Raw genomic sequence first — 21,825 nt, 5'->3', positions numbered from 1 at the left:
GATGGGAAACGGATGGCATGAATGGCCGCTGATGATCTTTACGGTCTTCGGCCAGTGCGTCGCAGGCGGGTTTATCGTCATGGCGCTGGCGTTGATGACGGGCAATCTCTCCCGTGAGCAGGAGCAGCGCGTGGTGGGGAGTATGTTTGGCCTGTGGGTATTGATGGGGATCGGTTTTATTGCCTCGACGATGCACCTTGGCTCACCGCTACGGGCCTTTAATTCGCTGAATCGCGTGGGGGCCTCGTCGCTGAGTAATGAGATAGCCAGCGGGGCGATCTTCTTCGCCGTCGGCGGAATTGGCTGGCTGCTGGCCGTGTGCAAAAAGCTGCCTGCCAGCCTGCGTAGCCTGTGGCTGATAGTCACCATGGTGTTGGGCGTGATCTTCGTCTGGATGATGGTGCGGGTGTACAACACCATCGACACGGTGCCGACCTGGTATACCGTCTGGACGCCGCTGAGCTTCTTTCTGACGCTGTTTATCGGTGGTCCGCTGCTGGGTTATCTGCTGCTGCGCGTGGCAGGTGTTGACGGTTGGGCGCTGCGCCTGCTGCCGGTGGTCTCTTTGCTGGCACTGCTGGTGAGTATTGTGGTGATCCTGATGCAGGGGAGTGAACTTGCCACTATCCGCAGCTCAATTCAGCAGGCCTCCGCCCTGGTGCCGGATTACGGGGTGCTTATGGCCTGGCGGGTGGTGCTGCTGGCGCTGGCCCTGGCCTGCTGGTGCGTGCCGCAGATTCGCGGCCGCAAGCCGGCGGTCTCGCTGCTCGGCCTGGCGTTGGTTCTGGTGCTGGCGGCAGAGATGATCGGCCGCGGCGTATTCTATGGTCTGCATATGACCGTGGGGATGGCTGTCGCCAGTTAATCCGCGTCATCATGCCGGCGCAGGCGTGCCGGCATGATGAAAACGTGCTGTCGATAGATGAAATTTTTCGACTGAAATTAACGCCGGGATTTATTAATAAATTAAGAAAAACAATAGCGTATTATCTGTTGCCTTACCTTTCCCCCTTCTGTGGATAAAAAACTTCTATCGTGCCCTGCAAAACCGCGTCAGGCCTGATTTCAGGTGGATTGACAATGTTTTTAGCGGTGGCATGATGCGCTCGCGATCTGAACATTCCTCACGGTTTTTTACCCATGACCATCTATACCCGGCCAGTGCAAATGCTGCTCTGTGGCCTGCTTTTACTGACCCTGGCGATAGCGGTGCTGAATACGCTCGTCCCGCTCTGGCTCGCCCATGAAAATATGCCAACCTGGCAGGTCGGCATGGTGGGGTCATCTTATTTTACCGGCAACCTGGCCGGTACGTTGCTGGCCGGTTGGGTGATTAAGCGCCTTGGGTTTAACCGCAGCTATTATCTCGCGTCGTTAATTTTCGCCGTCGGCTGCGTAGGGCTGGGGATCACCGTTGGCTTCTGGACGTGGCTGAGCTGGCGTTTTATCGCCGGCGTAGGCTGCGCGATGATTTGGGTGGTGGTGGAAAGCGCGCTGGTCTGCAGCGGGACTTCCCGCAGCCGCGGCCGTCTGCTGGCGGCGTACATGATGGTCTATTATGTCGGTACCGTACTGGGCCAGCTGATGGTCAGTAAGTTACCTACCGATTTAATGAGCGTCCTGCCGTGGGTGACAGGGCTGGCGCTGGCGGCGATCCTGCCGCTGCTGTTTACCCGTATTATGGGACAGGCTGAAGAGCCGCATGAAACAGTACGTATCTGGCCGATGCTGAAGCTGCGCCAGGCGCGCCACGGTGTCAATGGCTGCATTATCTCGGGGATTGTCCTCGGCTCGCTGTACGGCCTGATGCCGCTATGGCTGAACCATCAAGGCGTCAGCGACTCCGGCATTGGTTTCTGGATGGCGGTGATGGTTAGCGCGGGCATCCTGGGGCAGTGGCCGGTAGGGCGCCTGGCTGATCGTTATGGCCGCCTGCTGGTGCTGCGGGTGCAGGTCTTTGTGGTGATCATCGGCTGTCTGGCGATGCTTAGTCAGGCGGCAATGGCCCCGGCGCTGTTTGTGCTTGGGGCATCCGGTTTCACGCTGTATCCGGTGGCGATGGCCTGGGCCTGTGAAAAAGTGGAGCACCATCAGCTGGTGGCGATGAATCAGGCGCTGCTGATGAGCTATACCATCGGCAGCCTGCTGGGCCCGACCCTGACGGCGATGCTGATGCAGAACTTCTCAGACAACCTGCTGTTTATCATGATCGCCAGCGTGTCGTTTATCTATCTGCTGACCCTGCTGCGCAAGGCCGGCCATCATCCGACGCCGGTGGCGCACGCATAACCATTCTGACGTGCAGCGAAGGCTGCACGTCATCTGTTTCTATCGCATGTTTTCCACTGCAGAGAGACGGCATTGCGCTTTTCATGAGGATCAACGGCGGGGCTGGAACGATTTCCCGTGTCGCTTCGGGCCGGCGTAAGCGCCACCGACCCTGATGAGGCTATTAGTACATCACCTTGTGACCATACTGCTCAAGAATGCCTTTCACCCGCTCCATGGTTTCTTTCTTCGGCGGGTGGACACCGTCCAGTTTGTATTCTTCACCCATCGCTACCCATTTGTGTTTGCCCAGCTCATGGTAGGGCAGCAGCTCAATTTTCTCGACGTTGCCCATATCGCGGGTAAATTCGCCCAGGCGGTGTGCGGAGTCATCATCGTCTGACCAACCCGGAACCACCACATAGCGGATCCAGACATTGATATTCTTTTTCGCCAGGTACTGGGCAAACTCGAGGGTGCGGTGGTTGGACACGCCGACCAGGTTCTGGTGAATTTCATCGTTCATCTGTTTGAGATCCAGCATGACCAGGTCAGTCACCTCCAGCAGTTCGTCGATAACCGGATCGTAGCGACGGACAAAGCCGTTGGTATCGAGGCAGGTATGAATACCTTCCTTCTTACAGGCGCGGAACCAGTCGCGAACAAACTCCGCCTGCAGGATCGCTTCGCCGCCCGATGCCGTGACGCCGCCGCCTGAGGCATTCATAAAGTGACGATAGGTCACTACTTCTTTCATTAACTCTTCAACGGTGATTTCTTTGCCGCCGTGGGTATCCCAGGTGTCACGGTTATGGCAGTACAGACAGCGCATCAGGCAGCCCTGGAAAAAGGTAATAAAGCGGATGCCCGGGCCATCAACGGTGCCACAGGATTCAAAGGAGTGGATGCGACCAATAACTGACATTGCGGTGTTTTCTCCAGATGTGGCCCATCCGGGGCCGTGTTGGTGCACAGCTCAGCGGCTGTGTCGAGTCTGTTTTGACAGGTACCCAAAGTATAGATAACTGGCAAAGCAGGCTGGGGCGGGGATCACTTGTTAAAAAGGCCCCACTGATGTGGGGCCTTTATTGTACGCTTTTTCAGTCAGACTGGGAATTACATGGTCTGAGTGAAGGTACGGGTAATAACGTCCTGCTGCTGTTCTTTGGTCAGGGAGTTAAAACGTACGGCGTAGCCAGATACGCGGATGGTCAGCTGCGGATATTTTTCCGGGTTTTCCATCGCGTCGAGCAGCATTTCGCGGTTCATGACGTTCACGTTCAGGTGCTGACCACCTTCGATGGACGCTTCGTGGTGGAAGTAACCATCCATCAGACCGGCCAGGTTGGTCTTACGAACTTCGTCATCTTTACCCAGCGCGTTCGGCACGATAGAGAAGGTGTAAGAGATACCATCTTTCGCGTAAGCAAACGGCAGTTTAGCAACGGAAGTCAGTGAGGCAACAGCACCTTTCTGGTCACGACCGTGCATCGGGTTAGCACCAGGTCCGAACGGCGCGCCAGCGCGACGACCGTCTGGGGTGTTACCGGTTTTCTTACCATATACCACGTTAGAGGTGATGGTCAGAACAGACTGAGTCGGGATAGCGTTGCGGTAGGTGTGCAGTTTCTGAATTTTCTTCATGAAACGTTCAACCAGGTCAACGGCCATGTCATCGACGCGAGCATCGTTGTTACCAAACTGCGGGTATTCGCCTTCGATTTCGAAGTCGATAGCCAGACCGTCTTCGTCACGAATCGGTTTAACTTTCGCATATTTGATAGCAGACAGGGAGTCAGCAGCAACGGACAGACCAGCGATACCACACGCCATGGTGCGGATAACGTCACGGTCGTGCAGCGCCATCAGAGAGGCTTCGTAGCTGTACTTGTCGTGCATGTAGTGGATGATGTTCAGCGCGGTGACATACTGTTTCGCCAGCCAGTCCATGAAGTGATCCATGCGATCCATGACTTCGTCGAAGTTCAGGACGTCGCCTTTGATCGGTTCAGATTTCGGACCCACCTGCATTTTCAGTTTTTCATCCACGCCGCCGTTGATAGCGTACAGCATGGTTTTCGCGAGGTTAGCACGAGCACCGAAGAACTGCATTTGCTTACCAACAACCATCGGGCTTACGCAGCATGCGATAGCGTAGTCGTCGTTGTTGAAGTCCGGACGCATCAGGTCATCGTTCTCGTACTGCAGAGAAGAGGTATCGATAGACACTTTAGCAGCGAATTTCTTGAAGCTCAGCGGCAGTTTTTCAGACCACAGGATAGTGATGTTCGGCTCCGGAGACGGCCCCATGGTGTACAGGGTGTTCAGGAAGCGGAAGCTGTTTTTGGTCACCAGAGTACGACCGTCAACGCCCATACCACCGATGGATTCCGTTGCCCAAATCGGGTCACCGGAGAACAGTTCATCATATTCCGGGGTACGCAGGAAGCGAACCATACGCAGTTTCATGACCAGGTGGTCAACCATTTCCTGCGCGTCTTGCTCGGTGATTTTACCCGCTTTCAGGTCACGTTCGATGTAGATATCCAGGAAGCTGGAGGTACGACCGAAGGACATTGCCGCGCCGTTCTGAGATTTAACGGCAGCCAGGTAACCGAAGTAGGTCCACTGGATTGCTTCCTGAGCAGTTTTTGCCGGAGCAGAGATATCGCAGCCGTATTTCGCTGCCATTTCTTTGATCTGACCCAGAGCGCGATGCTGTTCAGCGATTTCTTCACGCAGACGGATAGTTGCTTCCAGATCTTCGCCGCTTTCCAGTTTCGCTTGCAGAGACTGGAACTGAGCGTATTTGTCTTTCATCAGGAAGTCGATACCGTACAGCGCAACGCGACGATAGTCACCGATGATACGGCCACGGCCATAAGCATCCGGCAGACCGGTCAGCACGCCGGATTTACGGCAGTTCAGGATGTCTTTGGTGTAAACATCAAATACGCCCTGGTTGTGGGTTTTACGGTACTCGGTGAAGATTTTTTTCAGCATCGGGTCCAGCTCGCGATTGTACGCTTTGCAGGAACCTTCAACCATTTTGATACCACCGAACGGGATGATTGCACGTTTCAGCGGCGCTTCGGTCTGCAGACCAACGATTTTTTCCAGACCTTTCTCGATATAGCCTGCGTCGTGAGAGGTGATGGTGGAAGCCAGGGCAGTGTCAAAATCAACAGGCGCGTGAGTGCGGTTTTCCTGTTTTACACCTTCCATTACGCTGTCCCACAGCTTGGTGGTCGCTTCAGTTGCGCCAGCCAGGAAGGATTCGTCGCCTTCATATGGGGTGTAGTTTTTCTGAATGAAGTCACGGACGTTGACTTCATTCTGCCAGTCACCTTTCGCAAAACCTTCCCAGGCTGTGGCTAACTTTTCATTAAGCTCGGACATGTAACACCTACCTTCTTAAGTGGATTTTTTATTTACTGCCTGAAACAACCCTTAGTGATGGTCGTTGCCACGCAGGTAAATGACCCAGTATGTCAACCCGACCAGCAGACCTCCGCCGATAATGTTCCCGATAGTCACCGGAATCAGGTTATCAGTGATGAAGTTCATAACGGTCAAGTGTGAGAAACTTTCCGGAGTTGAACCGACCGCGGTCCAGAATTCCGGGCTCGCAAAATTGCGGATTACGATACCCATTGGGATCATAAACATGTTGGCGATGCTGTGCTCAAAGCCGCTGGCAACGAACATCGCTACCGGCAGGACCATGATCATCGCTTTATCCATCAGGCTACGACCGGAATAGCTCATCCATACGGCGAGACAAACCATCAGGTTAGCGAGGATACCCAGGCTCACGGCCTCCACAAAAGTATGGTGCATTTTGTGGTCAGCGGTCTGCAGGACGTTTAGCCCCCAACCGCCGTTGGCAGTCATATATTCGCCTGATAACCACATCAGCAGCACAAACAGCAGTGCGCCCACCAGGTTACCAAAATAGACGTTGAGCCAGTTTTTTGCCAGTTGCCCCCAGGTGATTCGACCGCTGGCTTTCGCCACCACGATCAATACGGTAGAGGTAAAGAGGTCAGCGCCGCAGATGATGCACAGAATCAGACCCAGGGAAAAACAGACCCCACCGATAAGCTTGGCAATCCCAAAAGGCATCGCGGCAGTGCCGGTGGTCGCGGTGATATAGAATACGAAAGCGATGGAGATGAAAACGCCAGCGGTGATCGCCAGATAAAAGGTCTTCATCGGATGCTTCGTTGCTTTATAGACACCTGCTTCTTCGGCGACTTTCGCCATCGCGGCAGGGAGCAAAAGATCAAAAGGGTTGTCAGCTTTCACACTAACTCTCTCTTTATATAAGTTGGCGGTGAGATACTAACAAAGCATTATAGAAGGGAAATTGATATAGATCATATCTCACCGGAACTATATGCCTTTTTAGTGTGTGGTTTTTGTTTATTTGAGGCTTAACTATTTGAATTTTTTATGGAAAATAAATTTTAAAATTTATAACTTATGTTGAATTTTTTCGTTTTTGCCCCAGTTTTTGAGTTAATTAAAATGGAGTATTTTATTTAAAATTAACAATTGGTAAATGATATAAGTGCGATATTTACTATTAATTAACTTTGCAACTACAAACTATAGTGGCTAGCTCGCCAGGTTTAAATAACGGAGCCGCATCGGGCTCCGTTGTTGACAAGCATGTTAGCGCAATGAGGGCTTATTTTGCCCAGAATGCCGCTTTCGCCCGCTGCAGCTTTTCATACGCTTTCAGCAGCGACTGATGAGCCGGGAAGGCTTGCAGATCGCTGTCGACAGCCTGAAGGCCATAGAACGAGGCTTCGCCGCTCAGCGCAGCGCTGGCGGCCTCGACCGCATCAGTGCCGTACATACGGAGGAAGGCGTTCAGATACTGTAGCGGCTGACGATCCTCTTCCTGGCTCAGCAGCAGCAGGGTCTGCAGGCAACGATAGTAGTTTGCGCGCTCAGGGCTGAAGATAGAGGCATTGAATTCCATGGTCCATTCGGTCCAGATCAGCGCCTGTTCCAGATCGCCGCCAGCCAGGGCCAGCATCGCTTTCAGCTCGCCGATGCGCAGGGTATACCAGCCGTTGTCTTTCCCGGTGGCAAGGCCCAGCAGTTCGCGAACGCGGGTGAAATCATCCAGGCCTTCGTCATCCATTTGTTCGATGAGCGCCAGATAATCTTCTTTTTCCCACTCGCTGCCCGGCAGAGACAGAATGGTGTCCCGCAGATGGGCGCCCATGCTGTTGTTTGCCAGCCACAGGTCTTCTGCCGGATAAATATCCGACATTCCCGGAACGATGATACGGCAGGCGTAAACGCCCAGATGCTCGTAGTCGGCAATGTACACTTCTTTATCTTCGGCCTTGAAGATGGCCATCAGGGTGGCGAACTCTTCTTCGGTGGTACCGGAGAAACTCCAGTCAACGAACGGATAGTCGGCATCCTGCTTGAACATATCCCAGGAGATCAGACCGCTGGAGTCGATGAAGTGGGTTTCGAGGTTAGCGTGCTCGGCGACTTCTTCGTCATCAAAGGTCGGCGGTGTAAAGACGTCGAGGTCTTTCAGGCTGCGGCCCTGCAGCAGTTCGGTGACGGTACGCTCCAGCGCCACGCCGAAGTCCGGGTGGGCGCCAAAGGAGGCGAAGCAGGTGCCGTTAGCCGGGTTAAACAGCACGACGCAGATAACCGGGTATTTGCCGCCCAGCGATCCATCGTAGGCAAAAATCGGGAAACCTTCGGCTTCAAGTTTAGCGATCGACTCCACGACGCCAGGATAGCGCGCCATGACTTCCGCCGGGATCTCCGGCAGGCTGATGCTCTCTGCGATGATGCGGTTTTTGATGTGACGCTCAAAGACTTCGGACAAACCCTGCACGCGCGCTTCATTCGGGGTGTTACCCGCTGACATACCGTTGGATACGTACAAGTTACCAACGATATTCATCGGAATATAGACGGTTTCGCCGTCGGACTGGCGGGTAAAGGGCAGGCCGCACACGCCGCGCTCATCGTTCCCCGACTGCAGATCCACCAGCATACCGGCGGTCAGTTGATCGTCAGGATCGTAGAACGCGCGCAGGCGGGCATCCAGCAGACCTTCCGGTACTTCATCGTCTTCGGTCAGTGGGAACCATTTTTCGTTCGGGTAATGAACAAATGGGCCGTTAGCGATGGTGTCGCCTAACCAGAAGTCGGCGAAGAAATAGTTGGTGGACAGACGCTCGAAATATTCGCCCAGCGCGGAGGCCAGGGCTGCCTTTTTGGTGGCGCCTTTACCATTGGTAAAGCACAGCGCGCACGCTTTATCGCGAATGTGAACGGACCACACGTGCGGCACCGGGTTCAGCCACGAGGCCTCTTCGATATCAAATCCGAGGTCGAGCAATTTCTGCTGGAAGCGAGCGATGGAATCTTCCAGGGCGGCATCTTTGCCGGGAATAAACGTTTGGGTCATGGCGATCACTTTTGTCGTACGGAAAGCGCGCAATGATACGGCTTTTATCTGACAGGTGCTATCTCCATCATCTGGCTATGCTTAGAGGCAACTTATGACCCACAGGGAGATGATAGATGAAAGCCTTTGACTGGCAGCGGATGGCGCTCGATAAAGTGCCGGTGGAGTTTCTTGCCGAGGTGGCGCTGCGTTGCCTCTACACCTTCGTTCTGGTCTTTATTTTCCTCAAAATCACCGGACGGCGCGGCGTGCGGCAGATGTCACTATTTGAGGTGCTGATAATTCTGACCCTCGGCTCGGCGGCAGGGGACGTGGCGTTTTATGACGATGTACCGCTACTGCCGGTGCTGGTGGTCTTCATCACCCTGGCGCTGTTGTATCGCGGTATCATGTGGCTGATGGGGCACAGCGAAAAGCTGGAGGATCTGCTGGAAGGCAAACCTATTGTGGTGGTCGAGGAGGGGCAACTGGCATGGGAGAAGCTGCATGCGGAAAACATGACCGAATTCGAATTTTTCATGGAGCTGCGGGTCAACAGCGTCGAGCAGCTTGGCCAGGTCCGGCTGGCGATCCTCGAAACCAACGGGCAGATCAGCGTGTTTTATTATCCCGATGAAGAGGTCAGAGCGGGGTTGTCTATCCTGCCTACCCACTGTACCGCGCGTTACACCACCATTCCGCAGGAGGGGATCTATGCCTGCGTACGCTGCAGCATCGTGATGGCGATGCAGGCGGGAGAAAAGCGAATATGTCCGCGCTGCGCAAATGCAGAATGGTCGAAGGCCAGCCGGGCGAAACGGCTCACCTGACAGCAAATATGTCGGTTTTATTACGTCAAGCCGATAGATTCTGTTGTGTGACGGAGGCCGCGTTTTACCATTGGCGAGTTTTAGCCATTGCGGACTGTGTCACTGAATGATAAAACCGATAGCCACAGGAATAACTTATGCCCGCGGCGGTTCGCGGGCAAAACAACATAGCAACGTGGTGAGGGGAAATGGCTCAGGTCTATAACTTTAGTTCGGGCCCGGCAATGCTGCCGGCGGAAGTACTCAAACTGGCTCAGCAAGAACTGTGCGACTGGCACGGTCTGGGTACGTCGGTCATGGAGATCAGTCACCGTGGTAAGGAGTTTATCCAGGTGGCAGAAGAGGCAGAACAGGACTTCCGCTCCCTGCTGAATATTCCTTCCAACTATAAAGTTTTGTTCTGCCACGGCGGCGGCCGCGGCCAGTTCGCGGGGATCCCGCTGAACATCCTCGGCGATAAAAACGTCGCTGACTATGTGGACGCCGGCTACTGGGCAGCCAGCGCGGTCAAAGAGGCGAAGAAATACTGCACGCCGAACGTTATCGACGCGAAAATCACCGTCGATGGCAAGCGGGCTGTTACGCCGATGAGCGAGTGGCAGCTGACGCCGGGCGCGGCCTATCTGCATTACTGCCCGAACGAAACTATTGACGGTATCGCGATTGATGATACGCCGAACTTCGACGACGACGTCACCGTCGCGGCCGATTTCTCCTCCACCATTCTGTCCCGTGAAATTGACGTCAACCGCTACGGTGTGATTTATGCCGGCGCGCAGAAAAATATTGGCCCGGCAGGGCTGACGCTGGTTATCGTGCGTGAAGATCTGCTGGGCAAAGCCAGCGTGGCCTGTCCGTCGATCCTCGACTACACCGTGTTAAGTGAGAACGACTCAATGTTTAACACGCCGCCGACGTTCGCCTGGTATCTTGCTGGTCTGGTGTTTAAGTGGCTGAAACAGCAGGGCGGCGTCGCTGCGATGGATAAAATCAACCAGCAGAAAGCCGAACTGCTGTATGGCGTGATCGATAACAGCGGGTTCTACCGTAACGATGTGGCGCAAGCCAACCGTTCACGCATGAACGTGCCGTTCCAGCTGGCGGACAGCGCGCTGGACAAACTGTTCCTCGAAGAGTCGTTTGCCGCCGGGTTGCACGCGCTGAAGGGCCACCGCGTGGTGGGCGGCATGCGTGCCTCCATCTACAACGCGATGCCGCTGGACGGCGTGAAGGCGTTAACCGACTTTATGCTGGACTTCGAACGCCGCCACGGTTAATCGCCTGTTTCTTTCTTCCTCCCCGCGGCCAGTCTGCGGGGTTTTTATTCTGTTTGTTTGAGAGTGAAGTTTGATGGAATCCCTGACGTTACAACCCATCGCACGCGTAGAGGGCACCGTGAACCTGCCAGGTTCGAAAAGCGTCTCCAACCGCGCGCTGCTGCTGGCCGCCCTGGCCCGCGGCACGACGGTGCTGACCAACCTGCTGGACAGCGACGATGTGCGCCATATGCTGAATGCCCTGAGTGCGCTGGGAGTTCATTACACCCTGTCTGCTGACCGCACCCGCTGCGAAGTGACTGGCAACGGTGGTCCGCTGCGCTCTACTGCGGCGCTGGAACTGTTCCTCGGCAACGCCGGTACCGCGATGCGCCCACTGGCTGCGGCCCTGTGCCTTGGCAGCAACGATATTGTGCTGACCGGCGAGCCGCGGATGAAAGAGCGCCCGATCGGCCATCTGGTGGATGCCCTGCGTCAGGGCGGCGCTCAGATCGACTATCTTGAGCAGGAAAATTATCCACCGCTGCGCCTGCGCGGCGGTTTTCAGGGGGGCAATGTCGAGGTTGACGGCAGCGTCTCCAGTCAGTTCCTGACCGCGCTGCTGATGACCGCGCCGCTGGCACCGCAGGATACCGTGATCGCCATTAAGGGCGATCTGGTGTCGAAACCCTACATCGACATTACACTGCACCTGATGAAAACCTTCGGCGTTGAGGTGGACAATCAGTCTTATCAGCGTTTTGTGGTGCGCGGCAAGCAACACTATCAGTCACCAGGGGATTACCTGGTGGAAGGCGATGCTTCCTCGGCCTCGTATTTCCTCGCCGCTGGCGCCATTAAGGGCGGCACGGTAAAAGTCACCGGTATCGGCCGCGGCAGCGTACAGGGCGATATTCGTTTCGCCGACGTACTGGAAAAAATGGGCGCCACCGTGACCTGGGGCGACGATTTCATCGCCTGCACCCACGGCGAGCTCAAGGCTATCGATATGGATATGAACCATATCCCGGACGCGGCGATGACTATCGCCACCGCCGCGCTGTTCGCGCAAGGGACCACTACGCTGCGCAATATCTACAACTGGCGTGTCAAAGAGACGGACCGTCTCTTCGCCATGGCGACCGAGTTGCGTAAAGTGGGCGCCGAGGTGGAAGAGGGGGAAGATTATATTCGCATCACCCCGCCGGCGAAGTTGAAGTATGCTGAAATCGGCACCTATAACGACCACCGGATGGCGATGTGCTTCTCGCTGGTGGCGCTGTCTGATACGCCGGTGACCATCCTTGATCCCAAATGTACTGCCAAAACGTTCCCGGACTATTTTGAGCAATTGGCGCGGATCAGTACCCTCGCCTGAGTAAAACTTTGTCATCCCGCGGGCTGATGTCCTGTCAGCCCGCTATAATTGCGCAAAACTTCTGCTTTTCATTTCCTGTAGTCCGTAATTTACAAGCAATGCTCACTTTCCGGCGTATTGATGCGTATAATGCGCGGCGTTTATATTCCATGCGCCTTGCTGAAGGAGAAAAAGATGACGGCGAATATTCCGGTAATCACCATTGATGGGCCTGGCGGTGCGGGTAAAGGTACGTTGTGCAAGGCAATGGCGGAAGCGCTGGGCTGGCATCTGTTAGATTCAGGCGCGATCTACCGCGTTCTGGCGCTGGCGGCGCTGCATCATCATGTTGACGTAGAGTCCGAAGAGGCGCTGGTGCCCCTGGCGGCCCATCTTGACGTGCGCTTTATTTCTACTGACGGCACCCTGGAAGTGGTGCTGGAAGGGGAAGATGTCAGCGGCGAAATTCGCACTCAGGAGGTCGCCAATGCCGCCTCGAAAGTGGCCGCTTTCCCACGCGTTCGCGAAGCGCTGCTGCGCCGCCAGCGTGCTTTCCGTGAACTGCCCGGGCTCATCGCCGACGGGCGCGATATGGGCACGGTGGTTTTCCCGGACGCACCGGTCAAAATTTTCCTTGATGCCTCTGCCGATGAACGGGCGCATCGCCGTATGCGGCAGTTGCAGGAAAAGGGCTTTGATGTTAACTTTGAACGTCTTTTGTCCGAGATAAAAGAGCGTGACGATCGCGACCGAAATCGTGCCGTGGCGCCGCTTGTCCCGGCTGCCGATGCATTAGTTCTCGATTCAACAGAACTAAACATTGAGCAAGTGATTGAAAAAGCGCTACAATATGCGCGCGAAAAATTGGCCGTTGCGTAAGCCTTAGCCGGTAACGCGCCGAAGCCTCCGAATTATAGCAGTACCCCGCGGCAATGGATGGTCAGCGGGTATGTGAAACAACCCCATCCGGCACGGAGCCAGGTGGACGTTAATATTAACCTGAAGATTAAACATGACTGAATCTTTTGCTCAACTGTTTGAAGAATCCTTAAAAGAAATCGAAACCCGCCCGGGTTCCATCGTTCGTGGTGTTGTTGTTGCTATCGACAAAGACGTAGTACTGGTTGACGCCGGTCTGAAATCTGAGTCCGCCATCCCGGCTGAGCAGTTCAAAAACGCCCAGGGCGAGCTGGAAATCCAGGTTGGTGACGAAGTTGACGTTGCTCTGGATGCAGTAGAAGACGGCTTCGGTGAAACTCTGCTGTCCCGTGAGAAAGCTAAACGTCACGAAGCTTGGATCACGCTGGAAAAAGCTTACGAAGACGCTGAAACTGTTACCGGTGTTATCAACGGCAAAGTTAAAGGTGGCTTCACTGTTGAGCTGAACGGTATTCGTGCGTTCCTGCCGGGTTCCCTGGTAGACGTTCGTCCGGTGCGCGACACGCTGCACCTGGAAGGCAAAGAGCTTGAGTTCAAAGTCATCAAGCTGGACCAGAAGCGTAACAACGTTGTTGTTTCTCGTCGTGCCGTTATCGAATCCGAAAACAGCGCAGAGCGCGATCAGCTGCTGGAAAACCTGCAGGAAGGCATGGAAGTCAAAGGTATCGTTAAGAACCTCACTGACTACGGTGCATTCGTTGATCTGGGCGGCGTTGACGGCCTGCTGCACATCACCGATATGGCCTGGAAACGCGTTAAGCATCCGAGCGAAATCGTAAACGTTGGCGACGAAATCACTGTTAAAGTGCTGAAGTTCGACCGCGAGCGTACCCGTGTATCCCTGGGCCTGAAACAGCTGGGCGAAGATCCGTGGGTAGCTATCGCTAAACGTTATCCGGAAGGTACCAAACTGACCGGTCGCGTGACCAACCTGACCGACTACGGCTGCTTCGTTGAAATCGAAGAAGGCGTTGAAGGCCTGGTTCACGTTTCCGAAATGGATTGGACCAACAAAAACATCCACCCGTCCAAAGTTGTTAACGTTGGCGACGTAGTGGAAGTGATGGTTCTGGATATCGACGAAGAGCGTCGTCGTATCTCCCTGGGTCTGAAGCAGTGCAAATCTAACCCATGGCAGCAGTTCGCGGAAACCCACAACAAGGGCGACCGTGTTGAAGGTAAAATCAAGTCTATCACTGACTTCGGTATCTTCATCGGCCTGGACGGCGGCATCGACGGCCTGGTTCACCTGTCTGACATCTCCTGGAACGTTGCAGGCGAAGAAGCAGTTCGTGAATACAAGAAAGGCGACGAAATCGCAGCAGTTGTTCTGCAGGTTGACGCAGAGCGTGAGCGTATCTCCCTGGGCGTGAAACAGCTCGCGGAAGATCCGTTCAACAACTACGTTGCTCTGAACAAGAAAGGCGCTATCGTTGTTGGTAAAGTGACTGCAGTTGACGCTAAAGGCGCAACCGTAGAACTGGCTGACGGCGTAGAAGGTTACCTGCGTGCTTCTGAAGCATCCCGTGACCGCGTTGAAGACGCAACTCTGGTTCTGAGCGTTGGCGACGAAGTTGAAGCGAAATTCACCGGCGTGGATCGTAAGAACCGCGTAGTGAGCCTGTCTGTACGTGCGAAAGACGAAGCGGATGAAAAAGACGCTATCGCTACCGTGAACAAGCAGGAAGACGCGAACTTCTCCAACAACGCCATGGCTGAAGCGTTCAAAGCAGCGAAAGGCGAGTAATCTTTGTCATTCAGGTAATAACAACCTGAATAGTGACGAGTTTACTTGACAGATTGCAGGATTCGTCCTGTAATCAAGCACAAAGGGCGGCTACGGCCGCCCTTGTTTAAGCTGTTAGCTAATTTTTGCCTTGAAGGAAACCGGAGGAATAATGACCAAGTCAGAATTGATTGAAAGACTTGCCAGCCAGCAATCTCACATTCCGGCGAAAGCGGTGGAAGATGCTGTTAAAGAAATGCTGGAACATATGGCCTCAACGCTTGCTCAAGGTGAGCGCATTGAAATCCGCGGTTTCGGCAGCTTCTCTCTGCACTATCGAGCACCTCGCACCGGACGTAACCCGAAAACTGGTGATAAAGTCGAACTGGAAGGTAAGTACGTTCCGCACTTTAAGCCCGGGAAAGAATTACGTGACCGCGCCAATATTTATGAAGAGTAAGTTGCACGACGTGCAACCTGCCTGACGATAAAAAAAGCACCTTCGGGTGCTTTTTTTGTGCCCGCGATTTACCTCCTGCTTCGCAAAAAAACTGTGCCTGACTGCAACAGATGTGAATGTCTGGAACGCGTTGCACAAGTCTGAATTCGGCGGCAGGACGCCCCCGTTGCTTTGCGTAACACTGCCTGCTCACAGGGAGGTGTTTATGCGTCTACCATGGCTTGCCGGATGCGCCATCATCGGTATGCTGCCGCTACTCTGGTTACCCGCCTTGCCGGGTCCGCGCATTTTGGCAGGCGCGTGCTTCATGGCGTTGCTGTTGACCCGTCTGCATGGAACGGCCATGGCCTGTGTGGCGATGACGCTTCTGCTGATGGTCTGGGGAGTATTGAGCGGACATCAGGCGCTGTGGCCTGCGCAGCACCTCTCCGGCGCCACCCGGCAGGCGGAAGTGATCCTCAGCGAGACGGATGGCCAGGCCCTGCATCGTGGTCAGATTGTGCGGCTGGCGGGTCGCTACCTGTTTCCCCCGGTCGGCGTGACGCTGTACGGGGAACTTGCACCTGCGCCCGCCTGTTCGGGTCAGCACTGGCTGATGACGCTGCGCCTGCGCCCGGTGCACGGGCAGCTCAATGATGGGGGCTTCGACAGCCAGCGTTATGCGCTGGCGCAGCACCGGCCGCTGAGCGGGGGAATTGTCGCGGCTTCCGCGCTGGATCCCCGCTGCAGCCTGCGCGCCCGCTATCTGGCGTCGCTGACCCGACGGCTGCAGACTTATCCCTGGCATCCGGTAATGCTGGGACTGGGGATGGGGGAGCGGCTGGCCCTGCCGACGGCGATTAAAGTCCTGATGCAGAACACGGGCACCTCCCATCTGATGGCCATCTCTGGTCTCCATATTGCCCTCGCGGCTTCCCTTATCGTGCTCCTGCTGCGCGGCGTACAGTATATTCTCCCGGGCCGCTGGATCGGCTGGCGGTTGCCGCTGCTGGCCGGGCTGGCCGGCGCCGTCGGTTACGGCTGGCTGACCGGCATGCAGCCGCCGGCGTTGCGGACCTGCGTAGGGTTGGGCGTGTGCTGCGCCTTACGCTTGTCGGGGCAGCGCTGGACGGCGTGGCAGGTGTGGCTCTGCTGTCTGGGGGCGATACTCGTTGCCGACCCGCTGGCGGTGCTGTCGCAAAGCTTGTGGTTATCCGCCTTCGCCGTGGCGGGGCTGATCTTCTGGTTTCAGTGGGTACCGCTTCCTGTCTGCCGCTGGCGCTGGCCGTGGAAAGCACTGTTCGCCCTCGTTCATTTGCAGGCTGGCGTGACGCTGCTGCTGGTGCCGCTCCAGCTCCTGCTTTTCCATGGAGTCAGCCTGACGTCCATGGCCGCCAATTTGCTGGCAGTACCCCTGGTGACCCTGCTGGCGGTGCCGCTTATTCTCGGCGCGATGCTGCTGCATCTCACGGGACCGGGGATGGTGGAGTCGCTGCTCTGGCTGGCGGCCGATCGCGTGCTGGCGCTGCTGTTCTGGGGATTACGACATTTACCGGACGGCTGGTTGCCTCTTGACGCCCGCTGGCTCTGGATCAGTAGCCTGCCGTGGCTGCTGGTGATGGGCTGGCGTTTTCAGAGCTGGCGGCATTTCCCGGCCCTGTGTCTGAGTGTACTGCTTTTGCTGATGCGGCCCTTCTGGAGGCAAATTCCCGCAGACGAATGGCGGGTGACGATGCTGGATGTCGGGCAGGGGCTGGCGATGGTGATCGAGCGTCACGGCAAGGCGCTCCTGTATGATACCGGGCCTGCATGGCCGCAGGGCGACAGCGGTCAGCAGGTGATTATCCCGTGGCTGCGCTGGCATCATCTGCAGCTGCAGGGCATTGTGCTAAGCCACGAACATCTCGATCATCGCGGCGGCCTTGATTCAGTGCTGCAGGCATGGCCGCAGGCGTGGGTGCGCAGCCCTTTAAGCTGGGCGCGTCATCTGCCGTGTCATCGCGGCGAGCGCTGGCAATGGCGGGGACTCAACTTCCAGGCCCTGTGGCCGCTGCCGGGCAGCACGGCAAAGGGTAATAATCACTCCTGCGTGGTGCGCATCGATGATGGTCGCTCCAGCATCCTGCTCACCGGCGATATAGAACGTCAGGCAGAGCAGGCGATGATCAGCCGTTACTGGCAGCATCTGACGTCTACACTTATCCAGGTTCCGCACCATGGTAGCAACACCTCGTCCAGCGAGCTGCTGGTCCGCCGGGTAGATGGCGCGGCCGCGCTGGCTTCTGCTTCGCGCTACAATGCATGGCGGATGCCTTCGCACAAGGTGGTTCAGCGCTACCGCCAGCAGGGGTATCGCTGGTTAGCCACGCCGCAGCAGGGACAGATAACGGTGGTTTTTTCCGCAGAAGGGTGGCAAATCCACAGCTTACGGGATCAAGTTTTACCTCGTTGGTATCATCAGTGGTTTGGCGCGCCCGCCGATAACGGGTAGAATATGCGGCTATTTCAACACAAGCTGGTTTATTGAATGCAGAACGATAAAGATCTCTCCACGTGGCAGACCTTCCGCCGACTTTGGCCGATTATCGCGCCGTTTAAAACCGGGCTAATCGTCGCGGCGGTGGCGTTAGTGCTTAACGCGGGCAGTGACACCTTCATGTTATCGCTTCTTAAACCGTTATTGGATGATGGTTTTGGTAAAACGGATCGCTCAGTGCTGCTATGGATGCCGCTGGTGGTTATCGGGCTGATGGTGCTACGTGGGATCACCAGCTACATCTCGAGCTATTGTATCTCCTGGGTTTCCGGCAAAGTCGTGATGACCATGCGTCGTCGCCTGTTCGGCCACATGATGGGCATGCCGGTGTCCTTCTTTGACAAGCAGTCTACCGGGACGCTGCTGTCGCGCATTACCTATGATTCTGAGCAGGTCGCCTCATCCTCTTCCAGTGCCTTGATCACCGTGGTCCGCGAAGGGGCATCGATTATCGGCCTGTTCGTGATGATGTTCTATTACAGCTGGCAGCTGTCGCTGATCCTGATCGTACTGGCGCCGATTGTGTCGGTGGCGATCCGCGTGGTCTCCAAGCGTTTTCGCAATATCAGTAAGAATATGCAGAACACGATGGGGCAGGTCACCACCAGCGCCGAGCAGATGCTGAAGGGTCACAAAGAAGTGCTGATGTTTGGTGGCCAGGAAGTGGAAACCAAACGTTTTGATAAGGTCAGCAATAAAATGCGCCTGCAGGGGATGAAGATGGTGTCAGCCTCGTCTATCTCTGACCCGATCATTCAGCTTATCGCATCGCTGGCGCTGGCCTTTGTCCTGTATGCCGCCAGCTTCCCGAGCGTGATGGACACCCTGACCGCCGGGACCATTACCGTGGTCTTCTCCTCGATGATTGCGCTGATGCGCCCGCTGAAGTCGCTGACCAACGTCAATGCCCAGTTCCAGCGCGGGATGGCCGCGTGCCAGACGCTGTTTGCGATCCTCGATTCCGAGCAGGAAAAAGACGAAGGTACGCGGGTCATTGAGCGGGCGAAAGGCAATCTCAAGTTTGAAAACGTCACATTCACCTATCCGGGGCGCGAAGTGGCCGCGCTGCGCAATATCAATCTCGATATCCCGGAAGGGAAAACGGTCGCGCTGGTGGGGCGCTCCGGGTCGGGTAAATCGACCATCGCCAGCCTGATCACCCGTTTCTACGATGTTGACGACGGCCAGATCCTGCTGGATGGTCACGACCTGCGCGAGTACAAGCTGAGCTCGCTGCGCGATCAGGTGGCGCTGGTGTCACAGAACGTGCATCTGTTCAACGATACCGTCGCCAACAACATTGCCTATGCGCGTACCGAAGAGTACAGCCGCGAGCAGATTGAAGAGGCCGCGCGAATGGCCTACGCCATGGATTTCATCAACAAGATGGACAATGGTCTGGATACGATCATCGGCGAGAATGGCGTAATGCTGTCCGGTGGTCAGCGCCAGCGTATTGCTATCGCCCGTGCGCTGCTGCGTAACAGCCCGATCCTGATCCTTGATGAAGCTACCTCGGCGCTGGATACCGAGTCCGAGCGTGCCATTCAGGCGGCGCTGGATGAGCTGCAGAAGAACCGCACCTCGCTGGTTATCGCCCACCGTCTGTCGACCATTGAACAGGCTGATGAAATCGTGGTGGTTGAAGACGGTCGGATTGTGGAGCGCGGAACCCACCACGATCTGCTGGAGCATAAAGGCGTGTACGCTCAGCTGCATAAGATGCAATTCGGCGAATGATCGCGCGCATCTGGTCCGGGGAATCGCCGCTGTGGCGCCTGCTGCTGCCGCTCTCCTGGCTGTATGGCCTGGTGAGCGCGGTTATTCGCCTCAGCTATCAGCTGGGGTGGAAAAAAGCCTGGCGCGCGCCGGTGCCGGTGGTGGTGGTCGGTAATCTCACGGCCGGCGGCAATGGTAAAACCCCGGTGGTGATCTGGCTGGTGGAGCAACTGCAGCAGCGCGGTATTCGCGTGGGGGTGGTCTCTCGCGGCTACGGCGGTAAAGCCGACCGCTACCCGCTGGTATTAACTGACCGGACCAGTACGGCGCAGGCGGGTGATGAGCCGGTGTTAATTCATCAGCGCACTGGCGCGCCGGTGGCGGTTTCTCCGCTGCGCAGCGACGCGGTGAAAGCGCTGCTCAGCGCGCATGATCTGCAGATTATCGTGACCGACGACGGGTTGCAGCACTATAAGCTCGCGCGGGACAGAGAAATTGTCGTCATCGACGGTGTGCGTCGCTTTGGCAACGGCTGGTGGTTGCCTGCCGGGCCGATGCGCGAGCGGGCCTCGCGCTTGCAAAGCGTTGACGCGGTTATCGTTAACGGCGGTGTGCCGCGTCCGGGGGAGATCCCGATGCAGCTGCGTCCCGGAAGGGCGGTTAACCTGCTCACCGGCGAACGTCGCGATGTCTCCACCTTCAAGAACGTGGTGGCGATGGCCGGCATCGGCCATCCGCCGCGCTTCTTCGCCACCCTCGAAAGCTGCGGCATCCAGCCGGTCAAAACCGTGGCGCTGGCGGACCATCAGGCGTTGAGCCAGGCCGATGTCGTCGCCCTGGCGACCGCCGATCAGACGCTGCTGATGACCGAGAAAGATGCCGTGAAATGTCGCGATTTCGCCGCCGCGAACTGGTGGTATTTACCGGTCGACGCCATAATGGCCGATGAACGCGCACAGCGGTTGCTTGCGGACTTAGCGACGTTGGCGCAACGTTAACCATCGCGCCGGCTTTGCTCGCCGCTGTGCTGGAATTCCTGACGGAGAACCTGCATGTCGGTATTGCAATTTTCGCTTAACGAGGCGCGCCACCTCCATCTCGCGGCGCAGGGGTTGTTAAAAAGGCCCCGGCGTCGCGCTCGCCAGAATGACATCCTTTCCACCATCCAGCAGATGTCGCTGCTGCAAATCGATACCATCAACGTGGTGGCCCGTAGCCCCTACCTGGTGCTGTTCAGCCGCCTCGGCAGCTATCCGCAACACTGGCTGGATGAGTCGTTGCGCAGCGGCGAGCTGATGGAATACTGGGCGCATGAAGCCTGCTTTCTGCCGCGCAGCGATTTCGCCCTGGTGCGCCATCGCATGTTGAATCCCGACAATATGGGCTGGAAATATCATCGAGCGTGGATGCACGAGCATGCCGGGAGTATTGCAGAGCTGCTGGCGCACATCGGGCAAAATGGCCCGGTCCGCTCGGCGGATTTTTCCCACCCACGCAAAGGTGCCAGCGGCTGGTGGGAGTGGAAACCGCATAAGCGCCATCTGGAAGGGCTGTTTACCGCCGGCGAAGTGATGGTGGTGGAGCGGCGCAATTTTCACCGCGTGTATGATTTAACCCAGCGGGTGATGCCGGACTGGGATGACGAACGCGACGCGCTATCCCGCGAAGACGCAGAGGCCATCATGCTGCGCAACAGCGCCCGCAGCCTCGGTATCTTTCGTACCCAGTGGCTGGCCGATTACTATCGCTTGCGCCAGCTGTCGCTACCGGGTCTGCTGGCTGCCTGGCAGGAAGAGGGCCTGGTGGTGCCGGTTAACGTGGAAGCACTCGGCGAGATGTGGTTGCATCGCGACGCGCTGGCGCAGCTTGAGTCAGCGCCTGGCGGTAAGCTGATCGCCAGCCATAGTGCTGTGCTCTCTCCCTTCGACCCGGTGGTTTGGGATCGTAAACGCGCGGAGCAACTCTTCAACTTCAGCTATCGTCTGGAGTGCTATACCCCGGCACCGAAGCGGCAGTATGGCTACTTCGTACTGCCCCTGCTGCACCAGGGCAAGCTGGTTGGGCGGATGGACAGTAAAATACATCGCAAAAGCCAGGAGCTGGAGATCTTCTCCCTGTGGCTGGAGGAGGGGGTGAAGATCACCCGTGGCCTTGAGCAGGGGCTGCGCCGGGCGATTAATGACTTCGCGCGCTGGCAATCGGCGGAACGGATCTTGTGCCGGCGCCTGCCGGAAGGGCTGTTTGTCGGTCATGAGCAGGGGTGGGAAATCGACGCCGATTGATCCCGGCGCCGACCTTCCTGTGATATGCTGCTGAGAAATC

General features: G+C 56.4%; 16 protein-coding genes. 12 read left to right on the top strand and 4 right to left on the bottom strand.

Going from position 1 to position 21,825, the window contains the following annotated elements:
- The first annotated feature begins 1 nt into the window (after window position 1).
- Together CWM58_RS19095 and CWM58_RS19085 are read left to right on the top strand one after the other, a co-directional pair.
- Window positions 2-865 carry a dimethyl sulfoxide reductase anchor subunit family protein gene (locus tag CWM58_RS19095; RefSeq protein ID WP_100681548.1) on the top strand — a complete coding sequence of 288 codons (864 nt, stop codon included), beginning with the start codon at window positions 2-4 and terminating at the stop codon, window positions 863-865.
- Window positions 866-1,140: 275 nt separating this feature from the next.
- Window positions 1,141-2,289, top strand: coding sequence for an MFS transporter (locus tag CWM58_RS19085; RefSeq protein ID WP_061155186.1), 1,149 nt, complete (start codon window positions 1,141-1,143; stop codon window positions 2,287-2,289).
- Window positions 2,290-2,452: 163 nt separating this feature from the next.
- On the opposite strand, the gene pflA is transcribed toward CWM58_RS19085, so the two are convergent.
- From pflA to ycaO, 4 genes are all read right to left on the bottom strand, one after another.
- Window positions 2,453-3,193, bottom strand: a complete 741-nt coding sequence (gene pflA / locus CWM58_RS19080) for a pyruvate formate lyase 1-activating protein (RefSeq protein WP_002898145.1) — start codon at window positions 3,191-3,193, stop codon at window positions 2,453-2,455.
- A 191-nt stretch (window positions 3,194-3,384) separates the two neighbouring features.
- Window positions 3,385-5,667 carry a formate C-acetyltransferase gene (pflB, locus tag CWM58_RS19075; protein WP_100681546.1) on the bottom strand — a complete coding sequence of 761 codons (2,283 nt, stop codon included), beginning with the start codon at window positions 5,665-5,667 and terminating at the stop codon, window positions 3,385-3,387.
- Window positions 5,668-5,718: 51 nt separating this feature from the next.
- Complete coding sequence (gene focA / locus CWM58_RS19070) at window positions 5,719-6,576, bottom strand: formate transporter FocA (protein ID WP_061155184.1); 858 nt, start codon at window positions 6,574-6,576, stop codon at window positions 5,719-5,721.
- A gap of 385 nt (window positions 6,577-6,961) precedes the next feature.
- On the bottom strand, window positions 6,962-8,722 hold the full coding sequence (gene ycaO, locus CWM58_RS19065; RefSeq protein ID WP_100681573.1) for a 30S ribosomal protein S12 methylthiotransferase accessory factor YcaO: 1,761 nt from the start codon (window positions 8,720-8,722) through the stop codon (window positions 6,962-6,964).
- Between the two features lie 116 nt (window positions 8,723-8,838).
- Between ycaO and CWM58_RS19060 the strand changes: the two genes are divergently transcribed.
- From CWM58_RS19060 to CWM58_RS19015, 10 genes are all read left to right on the top strand, one after another.
- Entirely contained in the window at window positions 8,839-9,531 is a 693-nt protein-coding gene (locus CWM58_RS19060) for a DUF421 domain-containing protein (RefSeq protein ID WP_061155183.1), read from the top strand.
- A 188-nt stretch (window positions 9,532-9,719) separates the two neighbouring features.
- A complete protein-coding gene (serC, locus tag CWM58_RS19055; RefSeq protein WP_100681545.1) occupies window positions 9,720-10,808 on the top strand; it encodes a 3-phosphoserine/phosphohydroxythreonine transaminase in 1,089 nt (362 codons plus the stop codon).
- Between the two features lie 73 nt (window positions 10,809-10,881).
- Window positions 10,882-12,165, top strand: coding sequence for a 3-phosphoshikimate 1-carboxyvinyltransferase (gene aroA / locus CWM58_RS19050; protein WP_100681544.1), 1,284 nt, complete (start codon window positions 10,882-10,884; stop codon window positions 12,163-12,165).
- Window positions 12,166-12,339: 174 nt separating this feature from the next.
- Entirely contained in the window at window positions 12,340-13,023 is a 684-nt protein-coding gene (cmk, locus tag CWM58_RS19045) for a (d)CMP kinase (protein ID WP_012542319.1), read from the top strand.
- A 133-nt stretch (window positions 13,024-13,156) separates the two neighbouring features.
- A complete protein-coding gene (gene rpsA / locus CWM58_RS19040; protein ID WP_061155180.1) occupies window positions 13,157-14,830 on the top strand; it encodes a 30S ribosomal protein S1 in 1,674 nt (557 codons plus the stop codon).
- A gap of 151 nt (window positions 14,831-14,981) precedes the next feature.
- Window positions 14,982-15,269 (top strand): integration host factor subunit beta, encoded by a 288-nt coding sequence (ihfB, locus tag CWM58_RS19035; protein WP_004100704.1) that lies wholly within the window; start codon window positions 14,982-14,984, stop codon window positions 15,267-15,269.
- Window positions 15,270-15,474: 205 nt separating this feature from the next.
- Entirely contained in the window at window positions 15,475-17,739 is a 2,265-nt protein-coding gene (locus CWM58_RS19030; RefSeq protein WP_100681543.1) for a ComEC family protein, read from the top strand.
- Between the two features lie 36 nt (window positions 17,740-17,775).
- Window positions 17,776-19,524: a lipid A ABC transporter ATP-binding protein/permease MsbA gene (gene msbA / locus CWM58_RS19025; protein WP_061155178.1), complete on the top strand. Its 1,749-nt coding sequence runs from the start codon at window positions 17,776-17,778 to the stop codon at window positions 19,522-19,524.
- Entirely contained in the window at window positions 19,521-20,501 is a 981-nt protein-coding gene (lpxK, locus tag CWM58_RS19020) for a tetraacyldisaccharide 4'-kinase (RefSeq protein WP_100681542.1), read from the top strand. The genes msbA and lpxK overlap by 4 nt, the downstream gene beginning before the upstream one ends.
- Window positions 20,502-20,555: 54 nt before the next feature.
- Window positions 20,556-21,785, top strand: a complete 1,230-nt coding sequence (locus tag CWM58_RS19015; RefSeq protein ID WP_100681541.1) for a winged helix-turn-helix domain-containing protein — start codon at window positions 20,556-20,558, stop codon at window positions 21,783-21,785.
- Window positions 21,786-21,825: the final 40 nt, after the last annotated feature.

Origin of the sequence: Klebsiella sp. H-Nf2 (assembly GCF_002806645.1) — a bacterium.
GTDB lineage: Bacteria > Pseudomonadota > Gammaproteobacteria > Enterobacterales > Enterobacteriaceae > Klebsiella > Klebsiella variicola.
Note: the sequence above shows the minus strand (reverse complement) of the source record. Positions and strands in the feature narration are given on the sequence as shown.